At 50.2% G+C, this 17,262-nt stretch carries 13 protein-coding genes; 9 read left to right on the top strand and 4 right to left on the bottom strand.

The window, feature by feature from the left end; genetic code table 11:
- Positions 1-323: 323 nt before the first annotated feature.
- The gene (locus IT781_RS19500; protein WP_194971851.1) at positions 324-4,184 is read left to right on the top strand and encodes a hypothetical protein; all 3,861 of its coding nucleotides are present in this window, start codon (positions 324-326) and stop codon (positions 4,182-4,184) included.
- Between the two features lie 741 nt (positions 4,185-4,925).
- Here IT781_RS19500 and IT781_RS19495 read toward each other — a convergent pair.
- Positions 4,926-5,990: a PD40 domain-containing protein gene (locus IT781_RS19495; RefSeq protein WP_194971850.1), complete on the bottom strand. Its 1,065-nt coding sequence runs from the start codon at positions 5,988-5,990 to the stop codon at positions 4,926-4,928.
- 72 nt (positions 5,991-6,062) lie between these two features.
- On the bottom strand, positions 6,063-6,863 hold the full coding sequence (locus IT781_RS19490) for a class I SAM-dependent methyltransferase (protein WP_194971849.1): 801 nt from the start codon (positions 6,861-6,863) through the stop codon (positions 6,063-6,065).
- A gap of 182 nt (positions 6,864-7,045) precedes the next feature.
- On the opposite strand from IT781_RS19490, the gene IT781_RS19485 reads away from it, so the two are divergent.
- Positions 7,046-7,942 (top strand): LysR family transcriptional regulator, encoded by an 897-nt coding sequence (locus IT781_RS19485; protein ID WP_194971848.1) that lies wholly within the window; start codon positions 7,046-7,048, stop codon positions 7,940-7,942.
- Positions 7,943-8,214: 272 nt separating this feature from the next.
- On the opposite strand, the gene IT781_RS19480 is transcribed toward IT781_RS19485, so the two are convergent.
- Complete coding sequence (locus tag IT781_RS19480; RefSeq protein WP_194971847.1) at positions 8,215-9,252, bottom strand: hypothetical protein; 1,038 nt, start codon at positions 9,250-9,252, stop codon at positions 8,215-8,217.
- A gap of 89 nt (positions 9,253-9,341) precedes the next feature.
- Positions 9,342-10,418, bottom strand: coding sequence for a hypothetical protein (locus IT781_RS19475; RefSeq protein WP_194971846.1), 1,077 nt, complete (start codon positions 10,416-10,418; stop codon positions 9,342-9,344).
- 139 nt (positions 10,419-10,557) lie between these two features.
- On the opposite strand from IT781_RS19475, the gene IT781_RS19470 reads away from it, so the two are divergent.
- The 7 genes from IT781_RS19470 to IT781_RS19440 all read left to right on the top strand — a co-directional run bounded on the left by IT781_RS19470 (position 10,558) and on the right by IT781_RS19440 (position 16,955).
- Positions 10,558-11,115, top strand: coding sequence for a hypothetical protein (locus IT781_RS19470; protein WP_194971845.1), 558 nt, complete (start codon positions 10,558-10,560; stop codon positions 11,113-11,115).
- 315 nt (positions 11,116-11,430) lie between these two features.
- Positions 11,431-12,291: a DUF2092 domain-containing protein gene (locus tag IT781_RS19465; RefSeq protein WP_194971844.1), complete on the top strand. Its 861-nt coding sequence runs from the start codon at positions 11,431-11,433 to the stop codon at positions 12,289-12,291.
- Between the two features lie 32 nt (positions 12,292-12,323).
- The gene (locus tag IT781_RS19460; RefSeq protein ID WP_194971843.1) at positions 12,324-13,121 is read left to right on the top strand and encodes a hypothetical protein; all 798 of its coding nucleotides are present in this window, start codon (positions 12,324-12,326) and stop codon (positions 13,119-13,121) included.
- 129 nt (positions 13,122-13,250) lie between these two features.
- Complete coding sequence (locus IT781_RS19455) at positions 13,251-13,961, top strand: DUF4410 domain-containing protein (RefSeq protein ID WP_194971842.1); 711 nt, start codon at positions 13,251-13,253, stop codon at positions 13,959-13,961.
- A gap of 38 nt (positions 13,962-13,999) precedes the next feature.
- Complete coding sequence (locus tag IT781_RS19450; RefSeq protein WP_194971841.1) at positions 14,000-14,827, top strand: hypothetical protein; 828 nt, start codon at positions 14,000-14,002, stop codon at positions 14,825-14,827.
- 93 nt (positions 14,828-14,920) lie between these two features.
- Positions 14,921-16,135, top strand: a complete 1,215-nt coding sequence (locus IT781_RS19445; RefSeq protein WP_228779287.1) for a patatin-like phospholipase family protein — start codon at positions 14,921-14,923, stop codon at positions 16,133-16,135.
- Positions 16,136-16,676: 541 nt separating this feature from the next.
- Positions 16,677-16,955, top strand: a complete 279-nt coding sequence (locus IT781_RS19440; RefSeq protein WP_194971840.1) for an Lpp/OprI family alanine-zipper lipoprotein — start codon at positions 16,677-16,679, stop codon at positions 16,953-16,955.
- Positions 16,956-17,262: the final 307 nt, after the last annotated feature.

Below are 17,262 nucleotides of genomic sequence, written 5' to 3'. Positions count from 1 at the left end.
TTACGACAAAATCGCTTGGTAGTTAAAGTACGACAAAGTCCCTTGGTGTTAACAAGAGAATTTGCAAAAGTTTGGACTTGATTAGATAACTTGCAAAGTTAGTCCTTGATTAAATTAGAAAATTGAATAGTGAAAAACGACCCAAAACCGACTATCAAGATGACAATTTAATGGTCTGCTCTGTATCATAATGCTGTCATTGAGAACAAGTGCAATATTTGGATTAATATACGCCTAATCATTGTGCTTTTTTGTTTGAACGGTATATTCCATTAGAGTCAATATGCTTCCATTCGCAATCAGTTTGATAATCTATTTAAAAAATGCATCCTATCTTTCAAATCACATCATCTCAAATTCAGGCACTGAATGATGAACAAGCACGTGAACTGGTTGCCCATCTGTGCAAAGAAGAACTTCGCACAAAGGGTTTAGGAACCGATCCGGTTACATGGGGAGGGGATCAACGAGCGAAGGATGGTGGCGTCGATGTCCGCGTCGATATCGCTCCCGCTTTTGGGATTAGCGGGTATATTCCTAAAGATGCGACAGCTTTCCAGGTCAAAGCTGAGAAGTATGGATCTAAAAAAATTCCAGGAGAAATGGCGCCCAAAGGCGTCTTGAGACCGGCCATAGTTGAACTCAGCGAACAATCAGGTGCATATATCATCGTCTCCACAAGAGATGCTCTGTCTGACAGCTCGCTGAGAGCTCGAAAAAAAGCCATGTTTGTTTGTTTGGAAGAGCGAGGATTGGCGGGCAAGGTCCATCTCGATTTTTACGACAGCCGAAAAATTGCCGACTGGACCGGAAATTTTCCAGGAGTCGTGGTCTGGTTAAGGAACCTTTTGGGCATTCCACTAGATGGATGGAGGCCATATAGCCCATGGGCATACCGTGAAAAGTCGGTTGAGGATGAATATTTACTGGACGACAAGGTCAAAATCTTCATTCCCAATGCAGATGAAGGCATTGAGGTCACGGCTGCAATCAACCGACTGCGTGGAGAACTTAGCAAGGCCGATGCATCGGTACGCATAGTTGGCCTGTCCGGGGTTGGCAAGACACGTCTTGTTCAGGCGCTATTTGATAACCGAATTGTCACTTCGAACGCTGCACTTAACCAAGAGAACGTGCTGTACACAGACCTTTCCGATAACCCTACACCTCAACCAATTGCGATGCTTGAAGCTCTCCTTCTTGAGAAATCAGATAGCGTTGTTGTTATTGATAACTGTGGGCAGGATGTCCATCAAAAGCTCACAGAAATCGTAAAGCGTCCTGATAGCAAAATTCGGCTTGTGACTGTCGAATATGACATCAGGGATGACTTACCTCAGGATACAGCTTGTTATCGCCTAGAAGGGTCATCTGACGAAGTTATAGCGAAGCTTCTCAAGCGCCGGTATCAAACCCTTTCAGACCTTGATATCGCCAAAATTGTTGAGTTTTCGGATGGCAATGCACGAGTTGCATTTGCACTAGCTTCGACCTCTCAAATGAAAGGCGAACTTGCACGTCTTACAGACGATGCTCTTTTTCAACGCCTATTTGTTCAAAAGCATTCAACAAGCGTCGAATTACAAAAATGTGCTGAGGTGGCAAGTCTTCTGTATTCATTCGATGTGGAGGACATAGGCGAAAAGTCAGAACTGGCCCTGCTTTCTTCTATAGCTGAAGTTAAAATCGCAACGTTTTATAGAAATGTTTCAGATCTTGAGGAGCGTGGGTTAGTCCAAAAGCGAGGCAAGTGGAGAGCTGTGCTCCCACATGCCATATCAAACCGACTCGCGCTAAAAGCTATTCAAGCCAGCCCTCCAAGTATGCTGGTCCAAAAACTAGTGGCTGAAGCTTCTGAACGAGTTGCTCGCTCTTTCTCAAGAAGACTAGGCTACTTACATGAATCGAAGCATGCTCAACAAATAGTTGGTGATTGGTTAAAACCGGGAGGACTTCTTGGCGATATTTCCCAATTAAATGAGTTTAGGTGCCAAATGCTCGAGAATGTTGCACCAGTCAATCAACGTGCAGCGTTGGATGTATTACTGCGGGCCGTTGAAAAGAAAGAATTCATTTCAGTTTTCAACCCAAGCCGTGCACGTTTTGCTCACTTACTCCGTTCTCTAGCTTACGAGCCAGACTTATTTGACGACGCAGTATCGGCTCTGTTGAAGTTCGCGTTAGAGGAACCCGAAGATTATAAGTCTGACTCTATCCGTGACGTCCTTCAGTCACTGTTTTATTCTCATCTTTCCGGTACTCTTGCTTCGCCAGAACAGCGTACTGCCTTCGTTAAAGCACTAGCCTTTTCAGAAGAAAAATCAAAGCAAAAACTGGCACTGACTTTATTACAAGCGAGTCTAAAAACCTACCATTTTTCCTCCTTCTACGACTTCGATTTTGGAGCACTTAAGCGGGATTATGGATGGTACCCCAAAACGCGAGAAGAGATTCAACAATGGTATGGAGTGTTTATTAGCATCGCGGTTGAATTGGGAAAACTATCAACAGCGTTCAGTTCAGATGCGCGGAGTCTCTTAGGCGCAAATTTTAGAGGCCTATGGACAAATGTCGATATATATGAAGCATTAACTAATGCAGCGCGAGATCTTACAGCAATTGATGGATGGCCTGATGGCTGGATCGGTATTCGCAATACGCTACATTGGGACAAAGACCGGCTTAAAGGGTTATCCTTAGAGCAACTGAAGGTGCTTGAAAAGGAATTAGCGCCCCGTGACCTCTTGACTAAGATTCAAGCAAAAGTCTTATCTCGCGGGATATTCGGAGCGGATTTAGAAGATGAAGATAGCTTAGAGGAGTCGAACTCAGGATCAACAGTTGATTGGTATTACAAGTCACAACAGGAGGCAGAAATGCTGGGGAAAGCAGCTGCGCTTGATGAGAAGACTTTGGCTGACCTAGGCCCATATATTTTTAACAGCAGCCGCACAGATAAGCCATTTTTTTTTGGGATTGGCGTCGGACAAGTATTTGCATCTGTTCAAGTTCTTCTTGATCGAATTAGAGAACTGATCATACAAGCGCCGGAAAGTAGTACTGTCGATCTCCAATTTGCCAATGGACTAATAAAAGGCTGGAATAAGACTAAGCCCGAGGAAGCTTCGGCCTTTCTTGAAAAAGCCGTAGAAGACGAAGTTTGGGGGTCACATTTTCCAGTCCTTCAACTCTCGTTTGAACTTGACGAGATTGGCTTTCGCAGGCTAATCAAATCCCTAAAGTTTGGGCAAGCACCTTGCTGGAAATATAATCGTCTAGGCTATGGACGTAGAACAGATCCTTTATCTGTTGAGCAAATTTCCACTCTTCTGGACATGCTTGCAGCAAAACCTGGCGGCGGTCTAACAGTTGCAATTGACGTCCTTTATATGGTGATCCATTGCACGGACAAGAAGAGTGATGAATATCGAGGTGAGCTAAGAATTTATTGCATAAGATTTGTTAGCGAACTTGACTGGGCATCTATTGATCTCACAAACGGGAATTTCGTTAATCACCTTGAGCAGATCATTGAATTTGCTCTATCAGGAAGTGATCAACACGAAGCAGCTACTAAGGCTCTCACACGTTTGATTCAACAAGAACAGGCCGGTAAAAAAATCTACCCACGGCGTCTAGGCGATATCTTTTTGCCATTTTTCAAGAATTGTCCTTCGGAAGCACTAGAAGCTGTTTACGACAAGGAGACGCACACTGCTCTGATACGCATGCTTACCATTCGGCTAGACAGGAATGGAGAAACAGCATTAGGTGTAATACCAGAGGCAACGTTAATTGATTGGTGCAAGAATTCACCTGACGACCGATGCATATTTGCTGCTCAGACGTGTACATTGTTCAAAAGGGCGAACCAAGATGGGCTTAAGGAAGAAAATGTCCTCGGCATTTCCCACACGGCACAAGGGATTTTGGCGTTGGCGCCCGACAAGAAGAAAGTTCTCGAAATTTTTCTAAGCCGTTTCACTCCCAGTATTTGGTCAGGTTCGCGTGCGGCTATTATGCGTCAGCGGTTACAGCTTCTCGATCAACTTAACCCAACCGACGATTTGGAACTCGCAGCTCAGATTGAAGATACTAAAACCCGTTTTTCAAAAGAAATAGCCACCGAAGAACAATGGGAACAGGAAAAGGAAAGATCTAAAACTGGCAGCTTCGAGTATTAAGAACATTCTTTCTTGGCTTGTAAGTTAAGTAGCGTCTGCTCTTAGCCGAGGATCAGCCATTTAGCCCAAAGACTTATATCGTCTGCTTCTGGCACATTAGAGTCAGCCACAATTACCAAAACTAACCCATTCATACTTTTTACTTCTGCTTCGCTTTCGTATATAGAAAGAACCAAGCTACAACGAATGCGATAATTATCAATACAATTAAAACAGGATCTACGATATAGGTTAGTAGATAAAAGGCAACAATTAACAGAAGAACATATCCTAGAATTTGGCCCATTTGAACCTCAAAAGTTGGATAGAAGTCACTAATCTAACCTTGCTTATGGTTTAAAAATACAACATTTCAACTGAGATACAATTCGACTAAATACCTATTAGGCTCTGTTGCATTAAATTCATTTTTTAACTGGGCTTTTCCATACGTACCATAGCTGGTAACCCAGAGCTTGAGCGGTTATATCAATGGTAAATCCAACGCCAAACTGCGCTGTATTTTTATCAGGCATGCAATTGTAAAAAACTGAGCTTACAGTCCGCTTCTGGCCGAACTGCATCAGTCAGTCGATAGGCAAAAATAGACCCTTTACTGCCATCGCATTGCCCTGATTGAATCTCGGCAATTAAAGCAAGACAGTCACACGTTCCGGCCTGTTTCAGGCCGGAACGTTCAGTTGCCAAAGAATTTATCGATAGGCAAAAAATTAAGCGGGCCCTTGTAGCTGAACGGTGCAACTAATTGGAGCTGTCGATTTTTGCCTTATTTTTGGCAAGCAGGTTGGGCGGCGGCCCGATAGGGTCGAAATTCTTGAGTAAAGGCACATCGTCTTTGTTGACCCACATGACATCCATATCATAAGAGCCCTGAGGCCCCCAGCCGCCGAAAAATTTCTTGCCATCGGGCGTGAAGGACCAGCACATGTCTTCGCCAGCCGTATTGATGGTGTCGCCCAGGTTCAAAGGCTCCTGCCACTCGCCCTTGGGATTCTGATAGGAAATCCATTCATCATGTCCGCCCCGCGAGCCGTGATCCGGGCGCATGCTGGTAATGATGATGCTCTTGCCATCCTTCGACAGTCCTGTCCAGTGCAGATGATCCCGGTAAGGGGAGTTGATTCTGGGCCCTAGGCTTTGAGGTTTCTGCCAAACGCCATTTTTCTTTTCGACTTTCCAGATGTCGCTGTCCTGGGTGACGCCCGGTTGCTGGTAGCTGAAGTAAATCAGGCTGTCCGAAGCGATGATCGGACAATGTTCTTCGCCAGTCGGCGTATTGAGGTGCGGCAGTTCCGGCACGTCGTTCCAGTTTCGGGCCGGCTGCCAGACACCGTCAACTTTCTGCGTCACGTAAAGTTCGCCGGTAGACAGATTGCCCGGTTCGTAGCGCGTGAAATAAATGGCGTTACCATCATCCGATAGGCTCGGCTCAAGCTCCCAGGCAGCTGTATTGATGTTCGGCCCCACCGTTGGGTCAATGCCGGGCCCCAGATGAATGGGGGTTTGCCAGACGCCATTTACATTGTGCGACATCCAGATGTCGAAACTGTAGGGATTCCCTTTTGACTCGATGACGCCTGGTCGGGTTGAAACGAAAATGACCGTTTTGCCGTCGGCGCTATAGGTCAGCTCAAATTCCGAGGCCGATGAGTTTATCGGCTCACCCAGGCTTTTCGCTAGAGACGGCGCTTTCGCGTTTTCATTGGCCGGCATATCCATGCCCGGCATCGCATACGATACGTTCTGGGCCAAAAGGAGTGTCAACGCCCCTAAACAGTAATTAGGGATAAGAGATTTTGTTTTCATACACTGCACGTAGTTATTAGGGTTGGATCAATCGAATCAGAATGTTTTTTCGATCGGCTAACATCGATATATTCAGGCCTTGCGCTTTTCTGTCTCAAACAGTATCGCCTGCATCGGATAACGCATCGGGCTTGAGCCGAACTCTTTTTTAAAGGCGTCAGCCATCTCCTTCACAATCTCCTCAGGGTCGACGCCGCCACGGTCCCTGATTTCAAAGATCACCGGCGTGTATACCAGGGCCCGCGCGAAAGCCGTCACATCGAGAATATCGTATTCGTGGCGTTGAACGGAAATGACTACAGGATCAAAGCCGATGTGGATCAACTGTTCCTTGAGCGGATCGATTTGGTGGCAGGACACCGGGTCGAATAGAAACCGGGGGGTGTCCGACGGAAAGTATTGCTTGAGGACTTCGAAGCTCAAGCTGGCGAAGGGATTGTAGCGTTCGGAGTCCCAGACGCGGAACAGGTAGCGGCCGTTGGGCTTCAAGGTACGGTAAACCTCGCGAAAGCCCTTTTCCCGGTCAAAAAACATAATCCCGAATTGGCAGACTACGGCATCGAAAGCCTCGTCACCGAACGGCAGCGCGGTAGCGTCGGCGTTCTGGAAAATGACTTGTTCGTCGGGAAGAAACTTTGAGCGAGCCATATCCATCATGGAATCGCTGATGTCGATCGCGGTCAGGCGGGCCTCTTTGGAAAGTAGATTACGCAGATGCCGGGTCACGATGCCGGTGCCGGCGGCAATTTCCAGCACATCCATCGGCGATTGTTCGGCGACGCGTCTTGCGGTATCGGCGCCATAATGCTCGAATAGTACCGGTCCAAGATCACGATCATACGGAATAACGACATCATCAACATAGCCCGCCATAGTAATTTTCCTCGATTAAATCTGAACACAAACGCGGCCTTCAGGCGCAACAAGTGGTTGAAAGCAGTGCGGAATGCGGTGGCATTTCCCGGTTTCTTCCAATCCATAAAACATTGTAGCGCATGTGGTTAATGATTAAAATGCATAGCTAATATTGAATTTAGCATAAGGTTCTTGCAAATATGCATGATTTAAATTGGGACGATCTGCGTTACTTCATCGAAGTCGTCCGCTCAGGAAACGTCACGGAAGCTGGCTCGCGGCTCGGCGTTAATCAATCGACAGTGAGCCGTCGAATCGCTCACCTGGAAAGCCAGTTGGGTAGAGCTTTGTTCGACCGCACCGCAAAAGGCTGGGTAATTACGCCTGCTGGGGAAAAGATCGTCATGCTTGCCGAAGAGATGGCGCACAAAGCCAATGCCATCCATCGAAAAATCGAGAGCGACTCCGAGGACGTTTCAGGGTTAATCAAAGTCACGGTTTCCGATGTTTGCTCCAAGCGTTTTGTGATGCCGGTAATCCGCGATTTCAAACGGGACCATCCCGATGTCGATTTTGAGTTGATCGCTGCCGAAGAAGTCTTGAATCTGGCCGGCCGGGAGGCCGACATTGCGATTCAAGCCATTATCGAGCCGCCGCCGAATGTGGTGGGCAAACGTATCTGCAGGCTCGCGTATCATGTCTATGGCCACCCGGAATTATTGAAAAACCTTTCGCCGGAAACGCCGCCCTGCATCACCTGGATAGGCGACAGGGTCACCATGCCTTGCTGGATCAAAAAAAACTTTCCCAAACTCAAGCGGGCATATCGGACGAATTCCAGCGTGGCGATGTTTGAAATGTGCAAGGAAGGCCTGGGATTGGCTTTACTGCCTTGCTCTTTGGCTGATGAGGCGGATGAGCTAGTGCGAGTGCCTGTAGATCATGTCGAATCCGGGCATGACGTCTGGGTTCTCAGCCACGTCGATCTACGCACAACGGCAAGAGTTCGTATCTTTCGAGATCGCATGGTCGAATTTCTGATTAAAGAAATCGACTTGCTGGAAGGCCGAGAGCCGAGGAAAAATGAGTTACGCTGAAATTCAGCTTTAAGTTGATTTCCGATCATTCTCCAATAAGATGATGCGATCCTGTTAATGCACTGTCTCGGGGAAGCGTTTCGGGTCGAATACCTCAAAAGGGCACAAGGGGCTACCGTTGAATTCAAATAACCGTCGCGCTGGCGGTGCTTTTTGAATTGAAATCGATAAATGGATGGAAAATTAATGCGCTAGCGGATTGCCGAGACTATCTCCATGGCGAGTTGGCAGCCTGGACAACCGGCCGGATAGGTTGACAACCGCAATGCCCATCAATGGCAATGCCTCAAGACTCCGCAGAGCCTTTCAAAAGACTTGAGCATTTTGTTTTTCAGCAATTTCCGGCCTATCAAATGCCTGACATCGGTTGCGACTCCTGACAACTGATCGGCGTAACTGCGCACTTGCTGAAAGACCACCGTGCCGTCGCGATACGCCAGGCATCCGGTTACCCACTGGCTAGCATTATATGAATGGGATGCATAGAATTCCCGGGTCAGCACTAATTCCCCGCCGTTCCAATTATGATTGACGTGGTGCCTGAGAATGAAGGCCGGCCGGTTTTGCACATTTTTTTCGACCCATTGGAATACCTCATTCGTTCTGGGCGGCAAGGCTGCCGGGTAGTTTATCCAGGCTTTGTGCAAGGCCGGAACGTAGCGCGCCAGAATGACGCTTGCGTTTGCGGCTTGGTCCAGTTCAACGGAAGGTTTAACGCTCTGATTGTTGTCACGCGCGTAAGGCGCTATGGCGTAAGTCCCATCGCGCCGATAGGCTTCAAACCGATCGAAAAGCATCGCGCGGTAGCGTTGTCCGATTGCGTCCCCGATGGCTTCATCGGGGGTGCCATTGACTATCCGTTTGAGCGTTCTAAAGTTCTCGATTTCATCGCTGGAGAGATTGAATTGGTCGCCCGGTTCGGCATCCAATAACGCTTCGATTTCTTCGCTGGGCAAAACCACAGGTGACAAGGCATCCGCTTTGCCATGCGTCATCAATATCCCGTGCGCAGTGACATCGACGTCGAGCAAATCCGGATCATCCGTCCGCAACTGTCCGGCCACCTTGTCCAAGGGAACCGGCAGATACCAGGCGATGCCGGCAGCGATCTCGTCGGAACGGCCTTCGCTCAAGTCATAAACGATTGGCTGCCTTTGTGCAAGTTCGTTAATTTGAGCCTTATTCATTCCCAGCACGCTCAAGATCTCCTCGATTGCGGGCTGTTCAGCAAAGGCGGGAGTTCCGTTCACAACAAAACTGACGCCTAACAGCCATGCGATGATGGCGGCATGCTTCACTATTCCTGGCATTGTGCGCTTCCTGTCGGTAAACGATGTGATGAGTAACATAAACTATAAGCGTTCACAGGCAAGAAACACAATCGGATTAAATGGCCATTTCAGCTGCCGGTATCCAGCTTGAGCGCCTCAGCCAGAGCGATCCAGTCTTTAGGGCTGAACAAGGTGTTGATTTTTTTATCCAGCAGAATCAGCGTGTCGTCATCAAAGCTGGCTTTTGCCAATTTTTTATTTCCGGTCAATTTGCGCATCGAGTAAAGCAGCGCTTCATTGCCTGGCGTATCAAGGCCTAGGCCGGCTTCAACGAATCTCTGGGCCAAATAATCCACTGAACTGTTCGATCCCGGCCAGATCTCCTCATCCCGTCCTTCCAGAAGATGGATCAAACCATCAGATTGGCGGCTGTTCAGGAGCCCCATCGCCACAGTGTTTAAAAAGCGGACCAATGCCGTGCCCTGGCTGGCCAGCATGGGATCTTTTATCACATGCCGGGCATAGGCCAGAATTTCAAAGGTATGGGCTATCAATTCCTCCCGAACAGATAATCGGGCATCCTGATGCAAGACTTCGTGCCCCAGCAATAGGCCCAACAGACGAATATCTTCATGTTGGCAGTTTTCGTTGATAATGATTTTGAAGTGTCCGGTTCCATCGTCAATGACATGCGCAGCCACGCTGTCGCCCGTTGGCAGATGTCCGAAGGCAACGCTGGAATAGACAGCGCTTTTGATTGCGTCAACAGTTCCTCCTAATGTGCTGTCTATGGTCGTTGCCAGGGCCGCCCGCAACCGAAGATCCTGAGTTTTTGCCTGAATTGCAGGGTCATCCATGACTTTCAGCCCGGCTTGCCCGGATAGCTGGCTGACCTGCATCCGCAACTGTTGCTCCGTAATTGGCGGAATAGGGGGCGCGGCGGGATTTACAGACCGATTCGAAGGGTAGACTTTGGACAGGAACATGGACTCGTCGGTCGGCGGAAAAGCGGGACCTTTCAGAAGTTCTTCTACGCTGGCCGGCTTGTTGTCTTTGAGCCAGGCGTCATAGTCGGCCCTGGATTTACTTGCTCCCCATATGATCGAATCACTGGCGTATAGCGACAGGCTCGCCGCAGCGATCAGCATTGCTATGGCTGTGTGCTTGGTCTTTATGTTGCAAAGTTCGCGGTAGGATTTGTTCATGGCGTGAGATCCATCCTGTTGCCTATTGCCGAAATGGTTAATCCGAAGCAGTGCTTCGGCAAAAGATACAAGAAAAACCCAGCCAAAAAACTTAGGTCGAATACCTACTGTATTACTCAGGAACATGCGGTCCCTGAAAATGATAATTGAACAACTGAGGCGCATTTCCGGCATTTTTTCAAACTGTGGCGCGGCGTTAGCCTTGTCTGGCTTTTCCGCCGAGAAGAAATATACGGATGATTTCCTCTCGGCCGATCACGCGCACCAGTTCACGCAGGGAGCAATAAAGAAAGAACACGACCGCCAGCCACATCTGGATTATCCAGAAATGGGGCCATATGACTTCCGCCATCAGGTGCCGGTGTGCGTCCATGATCACCCCATACTTTCGCAGCAGCGGAAAGATATGTTCGATATAACGTACAACAAATGTGGCGAGAAAATAAACGCTGCTTTTCCAGGCAATGTTATAGAGCAATGGTTTACGGGGAAATTTATTCATAAAGGGCAGGCTGTCAACGATCAGGACAACCTTCCCGACCAGCAGAGCGCCGATTGCCGCTCCGCCAAATCCGCTCAGAGGAATCCCGTATTGGCGTTGAATCAGACGCTGGGTGATGGCAAGCAGCAGGAAGGCGAAGAAAAAAAAGATCACTGGCGGCAAGACGAGCAGGAACTCGTGCTTTATTTTTTCTAATAGTTTCATTTGAGCAACCCTTTTATTTATTGTCATGTCCGCATTAAGACGGTCAACCCTGGAATTTGTTTAAGCGACATGTGAATAAGGCAAACCTTGAGCCGGAGCGAGAAAGGGGCTTGTATGCTGCGGCGCTCCATCCTGACTTTGCACAACTCGTCAAGCTGGAACCCATCGCACCGGAACGACGGGCGCGGTAGGGTGTCAATGTTCAAAAGGAGAAAAATAAGGCATAAAGGCCATGATCGGACGTAAGGCCGTGTAAGAAGACAGTGAGCTAGCGAAATTTCAACATGTCATTGAAGGAGGCAGTTCATGAAGACGACACGATATCCGGGCATAGGCGCCGCACTGTGCGTGACACTCCTGGCAACATTGGCGGGCTGCGCGGAAGAAAAGGCGGCGATACGTCCTGAACGGTCGGCAGTCAAGTCATTGGCGGAAGAACAAGCCGCAGAAGAGCCGGCGGACGCGGACACTATCCTCATGCGTATGGCCGAGTTTCTGGCCAAGGCGCCGCGCTACAGCGTGAACATTCAGGAAAGTTACGACACGGTTCAGCCATCCGGACAGAAGATCGAATTCGGCGAAACGCGGCAGGTCACCGTGAGCCGACCTAACGAACTGCGCGTTGAAGCGGCGCATAGCGATGGCGATAAGCACGTCGTCCTGTACGACGGCAAGGATATCACGGTCTTCAATCCGTCCCGGAACGTCTACGCGCAAGTCTACAAGCCCGGCGGTATCGATGCGGCGGTTACCTATTTTCTCAAGGATCTTAACATGAGGTTGCCGCTGGCCGTGCTCCTGGTCAGCCGGTCTCCGGACGAACTCAAGCGCCGGACCCAGTCGCTCGACTATGTAGAGAGGACTGAAATCTATGGCGTGCCTGCGCATCATTTGGCAGGACGCACCGAGACGGTAGATTATCAGGTCTGGATCAAAGAGGGCGCCCAGCCGCTGCCGCTCCGCATAGTATTGACTTACAAGAACGCCGAGGGGCAGCCCCAGTTCCGGGCACATTTTTCCGATTGGAATCTCTCGCCCGAAGTCCAGGATTCCCTGTTTGCATTCACTCCGCCTGAGGGAGCACAGAAGATCTCCTTTCTTGCACAGCTGCCACAGGTCGCGCTTCAGAGGGGAGCGGCCCCGGAACAAACCGGAGGACAGAAATGAATATCAGACCTTCAATATGCGTTACAGTTGCTATGGCTGCAATCGTTTTACTGATAGGGTCCGTGGATGAGGCTGCCGCTCGTGGTCGCGGAGGCGGCGGAGGCTTCCGGGGCGGTGGAGGAGGCTTTTCCCGTGGCGGCGGGGCTGGAGGGGGCGGTTTTTCACGAAGCGGGGCTGCGGCTAGCGGCAGCTTTGCCTCCCGCGCTTCAAGCTATCAGGGCAGCAGGGCAGGCGCTGCATCCCGTCAGGCTTACGCCGGCTCAGCGCAGCAGAGACGGCAGCAATTACAGCAGAGCCATCCGCAATACGACAGGCAGCAGTTGCAGCAGAGCCGGCAACAATACGGACAACAGACGCAGCAAAGTCGGCAAGAATACGGACAACAAGCGCAACAGAGCCGGCAACAATACGGACAGCAAGCGCAGCAGAGCCGTCAAGCGCAGCAGCAACAGGCGCAGCAGAGCCGTCAACAAGCCGCGCAGTCTTATCCTCGTGGTTACTATCCACCCTCAGGCTATTATCCGCCATCAGGCTATTACTATGACCATGACGACTGGGACGACGGCGAAGTCGCGGCCGTGGCGGTCGGTGCGGCCGCGCTGGGTGCTGTCGGCGGCTATGCGGCGGGCGAGTCATCGGAGAACACTGACGAATCGTCCACGACAGTGGTCCAGGCTGCCCCTCCGCCTTCAGGCTATGCGAGCCTGCCTTGCGCGGCTACTACCAAAATTGTTGCCGGAGTGACTTATTATCAGTGCGGCTCCACTTGGTATACCCAGGCTTACAGCAACAGCGGCATCATTTATGTGCCCGTGCCAGAGCCACGCTAGATAACCAGTGCAGGACGTAATTACCCTCTACAGAAGCAAATTGAAATTTATAACCCTATGATCGGGCCGGGGCAATGTCCCTAGCCCTTTCTCAATTCATTGCATTGAATCTGTCACTGGAGGATTGTCATGAGACGGCTTAACCTTACTGTGCCAAGTTTATTTGCCCTGATTATTCTGGTCGGATGCGCATCCGGCACCCAGATTACTGCACGCCAACCGTTCATGGGCGAAAAGATTGACCGGCCCGACCGCATCATTGTTCATGACTTTGCCGCGACGCCGGGCGATGTTTCATCCGACTTCGCTCTCGCTGGCCGATTTGCCGGATATCCGGCGCTGCAAACGCCGGAGCAGATCGAGACCGGCCGCACATTGGGTGCTGAAGTCGCGCAGAATCTAGTTGCCGAGATTCAGGACATGGGACTGCCGGCCGTATACGCCGCCAGTCAACCAGCGCCGCAGATAGGAGATCTGGTTATCAGAGGTTATTTCGTCTCTATTGATCAGGACTGCCTCGGCGAGCATATGCTGATCGGATTAAGCTCCAAGACTGCCGACCTGAGGACATTGGTCGAGGGACACCTGGAGATGGATCAGGGTTTGTTCAGATTTGGAACGGGGCAGCTTGAGCCCGTGGGCAGCAAATCGCCGGGCATGCCGATGGGCTTTATAAGCCTCGCCGCGACGGGGAGCCCTCTCGATCTTATCGTCAATGGCGCGTCGAGACTGGAAGGAGAAAGGAAAGGTCCGGCAACGCTGGCAGATGCCGCGCAGGCGACTGCCAAGGAGATCGCCTATCAGCTGAGGGGGAGATTCAGAGAACAGGGGTGGATTTAATCAAGTGATATGGGAAGTTATCTCAGCAGGAGTTTGATATGACTAAAAAAGGCGGTTTGTTTCCATTTTTCAAAGCCTTGGCTCTAGTGGCAGGCTTGGCGGCGGCATTCAGTTTGCACGGCGCCGAGGCTAATGAAGAGGGCGCCGTCAAAAATCCCTGGGCTTTCAATCTCACGCTCTACGGCTGGTTGCCCGGCGTGGACGGCGACTTCTCCGCAGGCCGGTTTAGCAAGTCGGTCGATACCAGTTTTATCGATATTGCCGAAGAGCTAAGGAACTTCCCGCTGGCTTTTATGGGCAGGCTTGAAGCACATTACGAGCGGCTGGGGTTGTATGTGGATGGCAATTACATGGGTCTGGATTTCGAGCCCGGATTCGACCAGGGGATCAGCAAGGGCTTGTCAAGCCAGTTGGGCATCATGGAGTACGGGGTCATGTACCGGCTGTTCGGCGCGCCGGCTGCGGAGCAGGTCGGTCACTGGGCAAAAAAGACGAGGTCCAACATGCTCGAAGTCTATCTCGGCGGGCGAACCATCTGGCTGGACAATCAGGTTGAGTTCAGGGGCATAGGCAACGCCTCTTCCAGCGAGAGTCTCTCCAGTCCGCTCATCGGCGGGCGGTTCACGGTGGAATTCAGCCCGGAATGGTTCGTGCTGGTGGACGGCAATGGCGGCGGCTTTGGCATGGACGACGTCGATTTCGCCGGCTCCGTGATGGGGATGGTCGGCTATCGCACCACTCTGTTCGGCGTATCTGCCTCGCTGGAAGCCGGCTATAGAGCCCTGCGCCTGGATTTGAAAAAACGCCTCATTGAAACCAACGTCACGATGAGCGGACCGTTCATCGGGCTGACAGGCTATTGGTAAAGATCAATGTGTCTGGTTTAAGTCACTCGTGTCCTGGTATTGAAGCAAGATTCACATGCTCTTGATGGCGCTGGATTCTAAAGAGGTTTTGCTATGATCAAATTGATTGCTTTGCCGGTGTATTGGGGCTTGATTATGACTGCATTGTCCGGTTGCGCCGCCCTCCGGCCCCATTCTCCGCCGCCGCAGCAGGTCGAGGCGCTGGTGCAGGTGCCGGGAGTGCCGGGTGTGCGGGCCTGGGGCGATGAATTCAGCCCGGTATTCCAGAAGGACTTGATCGAATCCTTCCGGCAGGAAGAGCGGAGCGGCCTGTTTCGGGAGGGCGAATATGTCGATATCCTGGCAATTTCGGGCGGCGGCGGGGATGGCGCTTTCGGCGCGGGAATGTTGTGCGGCTGGTCTGCCGCCGGCAACCGCCCGAGCTTTAAGCTGGTCACCGGCATAAGCACGGGAGCATTGACTGCGCCGTTCGCATTTTTGGGGCCGGCCTATGACGAGAAATTGAAAAAGGTGTACACGACGATTTCCTCCAAGGAAGTTTTTAAGCTGAAATCCCTCTTCGGCATGGTGCAGACGGATGCCATCGCGCTGAATGACCCTCTCGCCAAGCTTACTACGGACTATGTCGATGAGAAGATGCTCAAGGACATCGCCGCTGAGCATCTTAAGGGGAGACGGCTCTATATCGGCACTACCGCCCTGGATGCACAGCGGCCCGTGATCTGGAACATGAGCGCCATCGCGGCGTCGGGTCATCAGGATGCGCTCGAACTGTTCCGTAAGATCATGATTGCCTCCGCAGCCGTGCCGGTGGCTTTTCCCCCGATATATATTTCCGTTGAAGCCGTCGGGGATCGCTATGACGAAATGCATGTCGATGGAGGCGTGACCAATCAGGTGTTCCTTTACGGTCCTATGTTGAACCTGCCGGCAGGCAGGAAGGTGCTCGGATTTGACCGGCCCCGCCGCATACCGCGGGTCTTCGTTATCCGCAATACCCGGCTCAAGCCCACTTGGCTTGATGTGAAGCCGGTCATGCGCTCCATCGCCCCGCGCTCTGTTGCTTCGCTGATCAAGGCCCAGGGCGTCGGTGATATCTACCGCATTTACGTAGTCGCCCAACGGGACGGCCTCGATTTCAATCTGGCCCACATTCCCGATGAACTGGATACGAACCGGAGCGATGAGTTCAACAATCAGGTGATGAAGGTCTTGTTCGATACCGGCTACAACCTGGCCCGCTACGGCTACCGCTGGAAGAAGAGCCCGCCAGGATTCTTTCCCGAGCATGGGGCCGATCATGAATAGCATCCCCAGCCCGGGCCGGATGGGATAGGTTGCAGCGGAACAAGACTGATTATAAAGCCGGAACACAAGGCTTAACGGGTGAGCGTACTGAAGCTCCGCTGAAGCATTGAATCAGGCAAAATTTTATAAATCCAATATTACTGTTTAGGGCTTTTCTATAAATACTATTCGATGGAGTTTGTTTTTGATCTCAAAAAACGATTAAAACGGCAGCCCATATCTATAACCCTGATCAGTGAATTATTCCTTAAATATTTATCTGATGATCAATGGTGGTAGGAATAATATTGTATGGAATATATTTCTTCACAAAATATCCAAAATTCATTGAGCAAGCTCAAATTAAGCATAATCCAGTTATTTGCATGAAACTTTGTGGAATGAAGCCTATCCAATAATTGTCAATAAAAAGCGTTAAAATCATTGGTTTACTGTTTTTAAATAATATTGATGAGATAAATCAGTAAAGATAGACACTGAACGAGGAAAAATTGAAAGTTGTTTAACATATTTAACGATAATCTTCAGTGAGGAAAATCCTATGAAAAAAATAATAAAATTATCAATGATTACTTTGGCTTTCAGTATGGTTACGGCTTGTGCGACGAGTGGCGATGTTGAAAATATACAGTCGCAGATTGATGGCTTGAATGCTAAAGTTTCTCAAGCATCATCCGATGCGGCAAATGCACAATCCGCAGCGGCTGACGCCGCTGCAAGAGCCCAAGCAGCGGAAGATGCAGCTAATCGGGCAGCCCAATTAGCTCAAGATGCCAATAGCAAATTGGATAGCGGTTTCAGAAGATCAATGATGAAATAAACTCTTGCCGTGCAAGAGCAAAAAGTAGCCCGATGGGAAAAATACCCGGATTCTGGGGTGATTTCTGCTTATCAAGACCGTGAAACTGCGGCAACTATTTGCCAGTCAGTTGCATCACAGCTGACTGGCAATAATCTATATCACTGTTCTAATTAATATCTGATGTTACGCAGACAATTGACTCATACGTCTGAGGATTCGGCTAAAAATAACTTCCGATGCCCCTTCAGGTCAAGGCCGTCCCCGTGGGAGCTGTTAACACCAAGGGACTTTGTCGTACTTTAACTACCAAGCGATTTTGTCGTAA

Origin of the sequence: Methylobacter sp. BlB1, assembly GCF_015476545.1 — a bacterium.
In the GTDB taxonomy this organism is placed as follows: domain Bacteria; phylum Pseudomonadota; class Gammaproteobacteria; order Methylococcales; family Methylomonadaceae; genus Methylobacter.
Note: the sequence above shows the minus strand (reverse complement) of the source record. Positions and strands in the feature narration are given on the sequence as shown.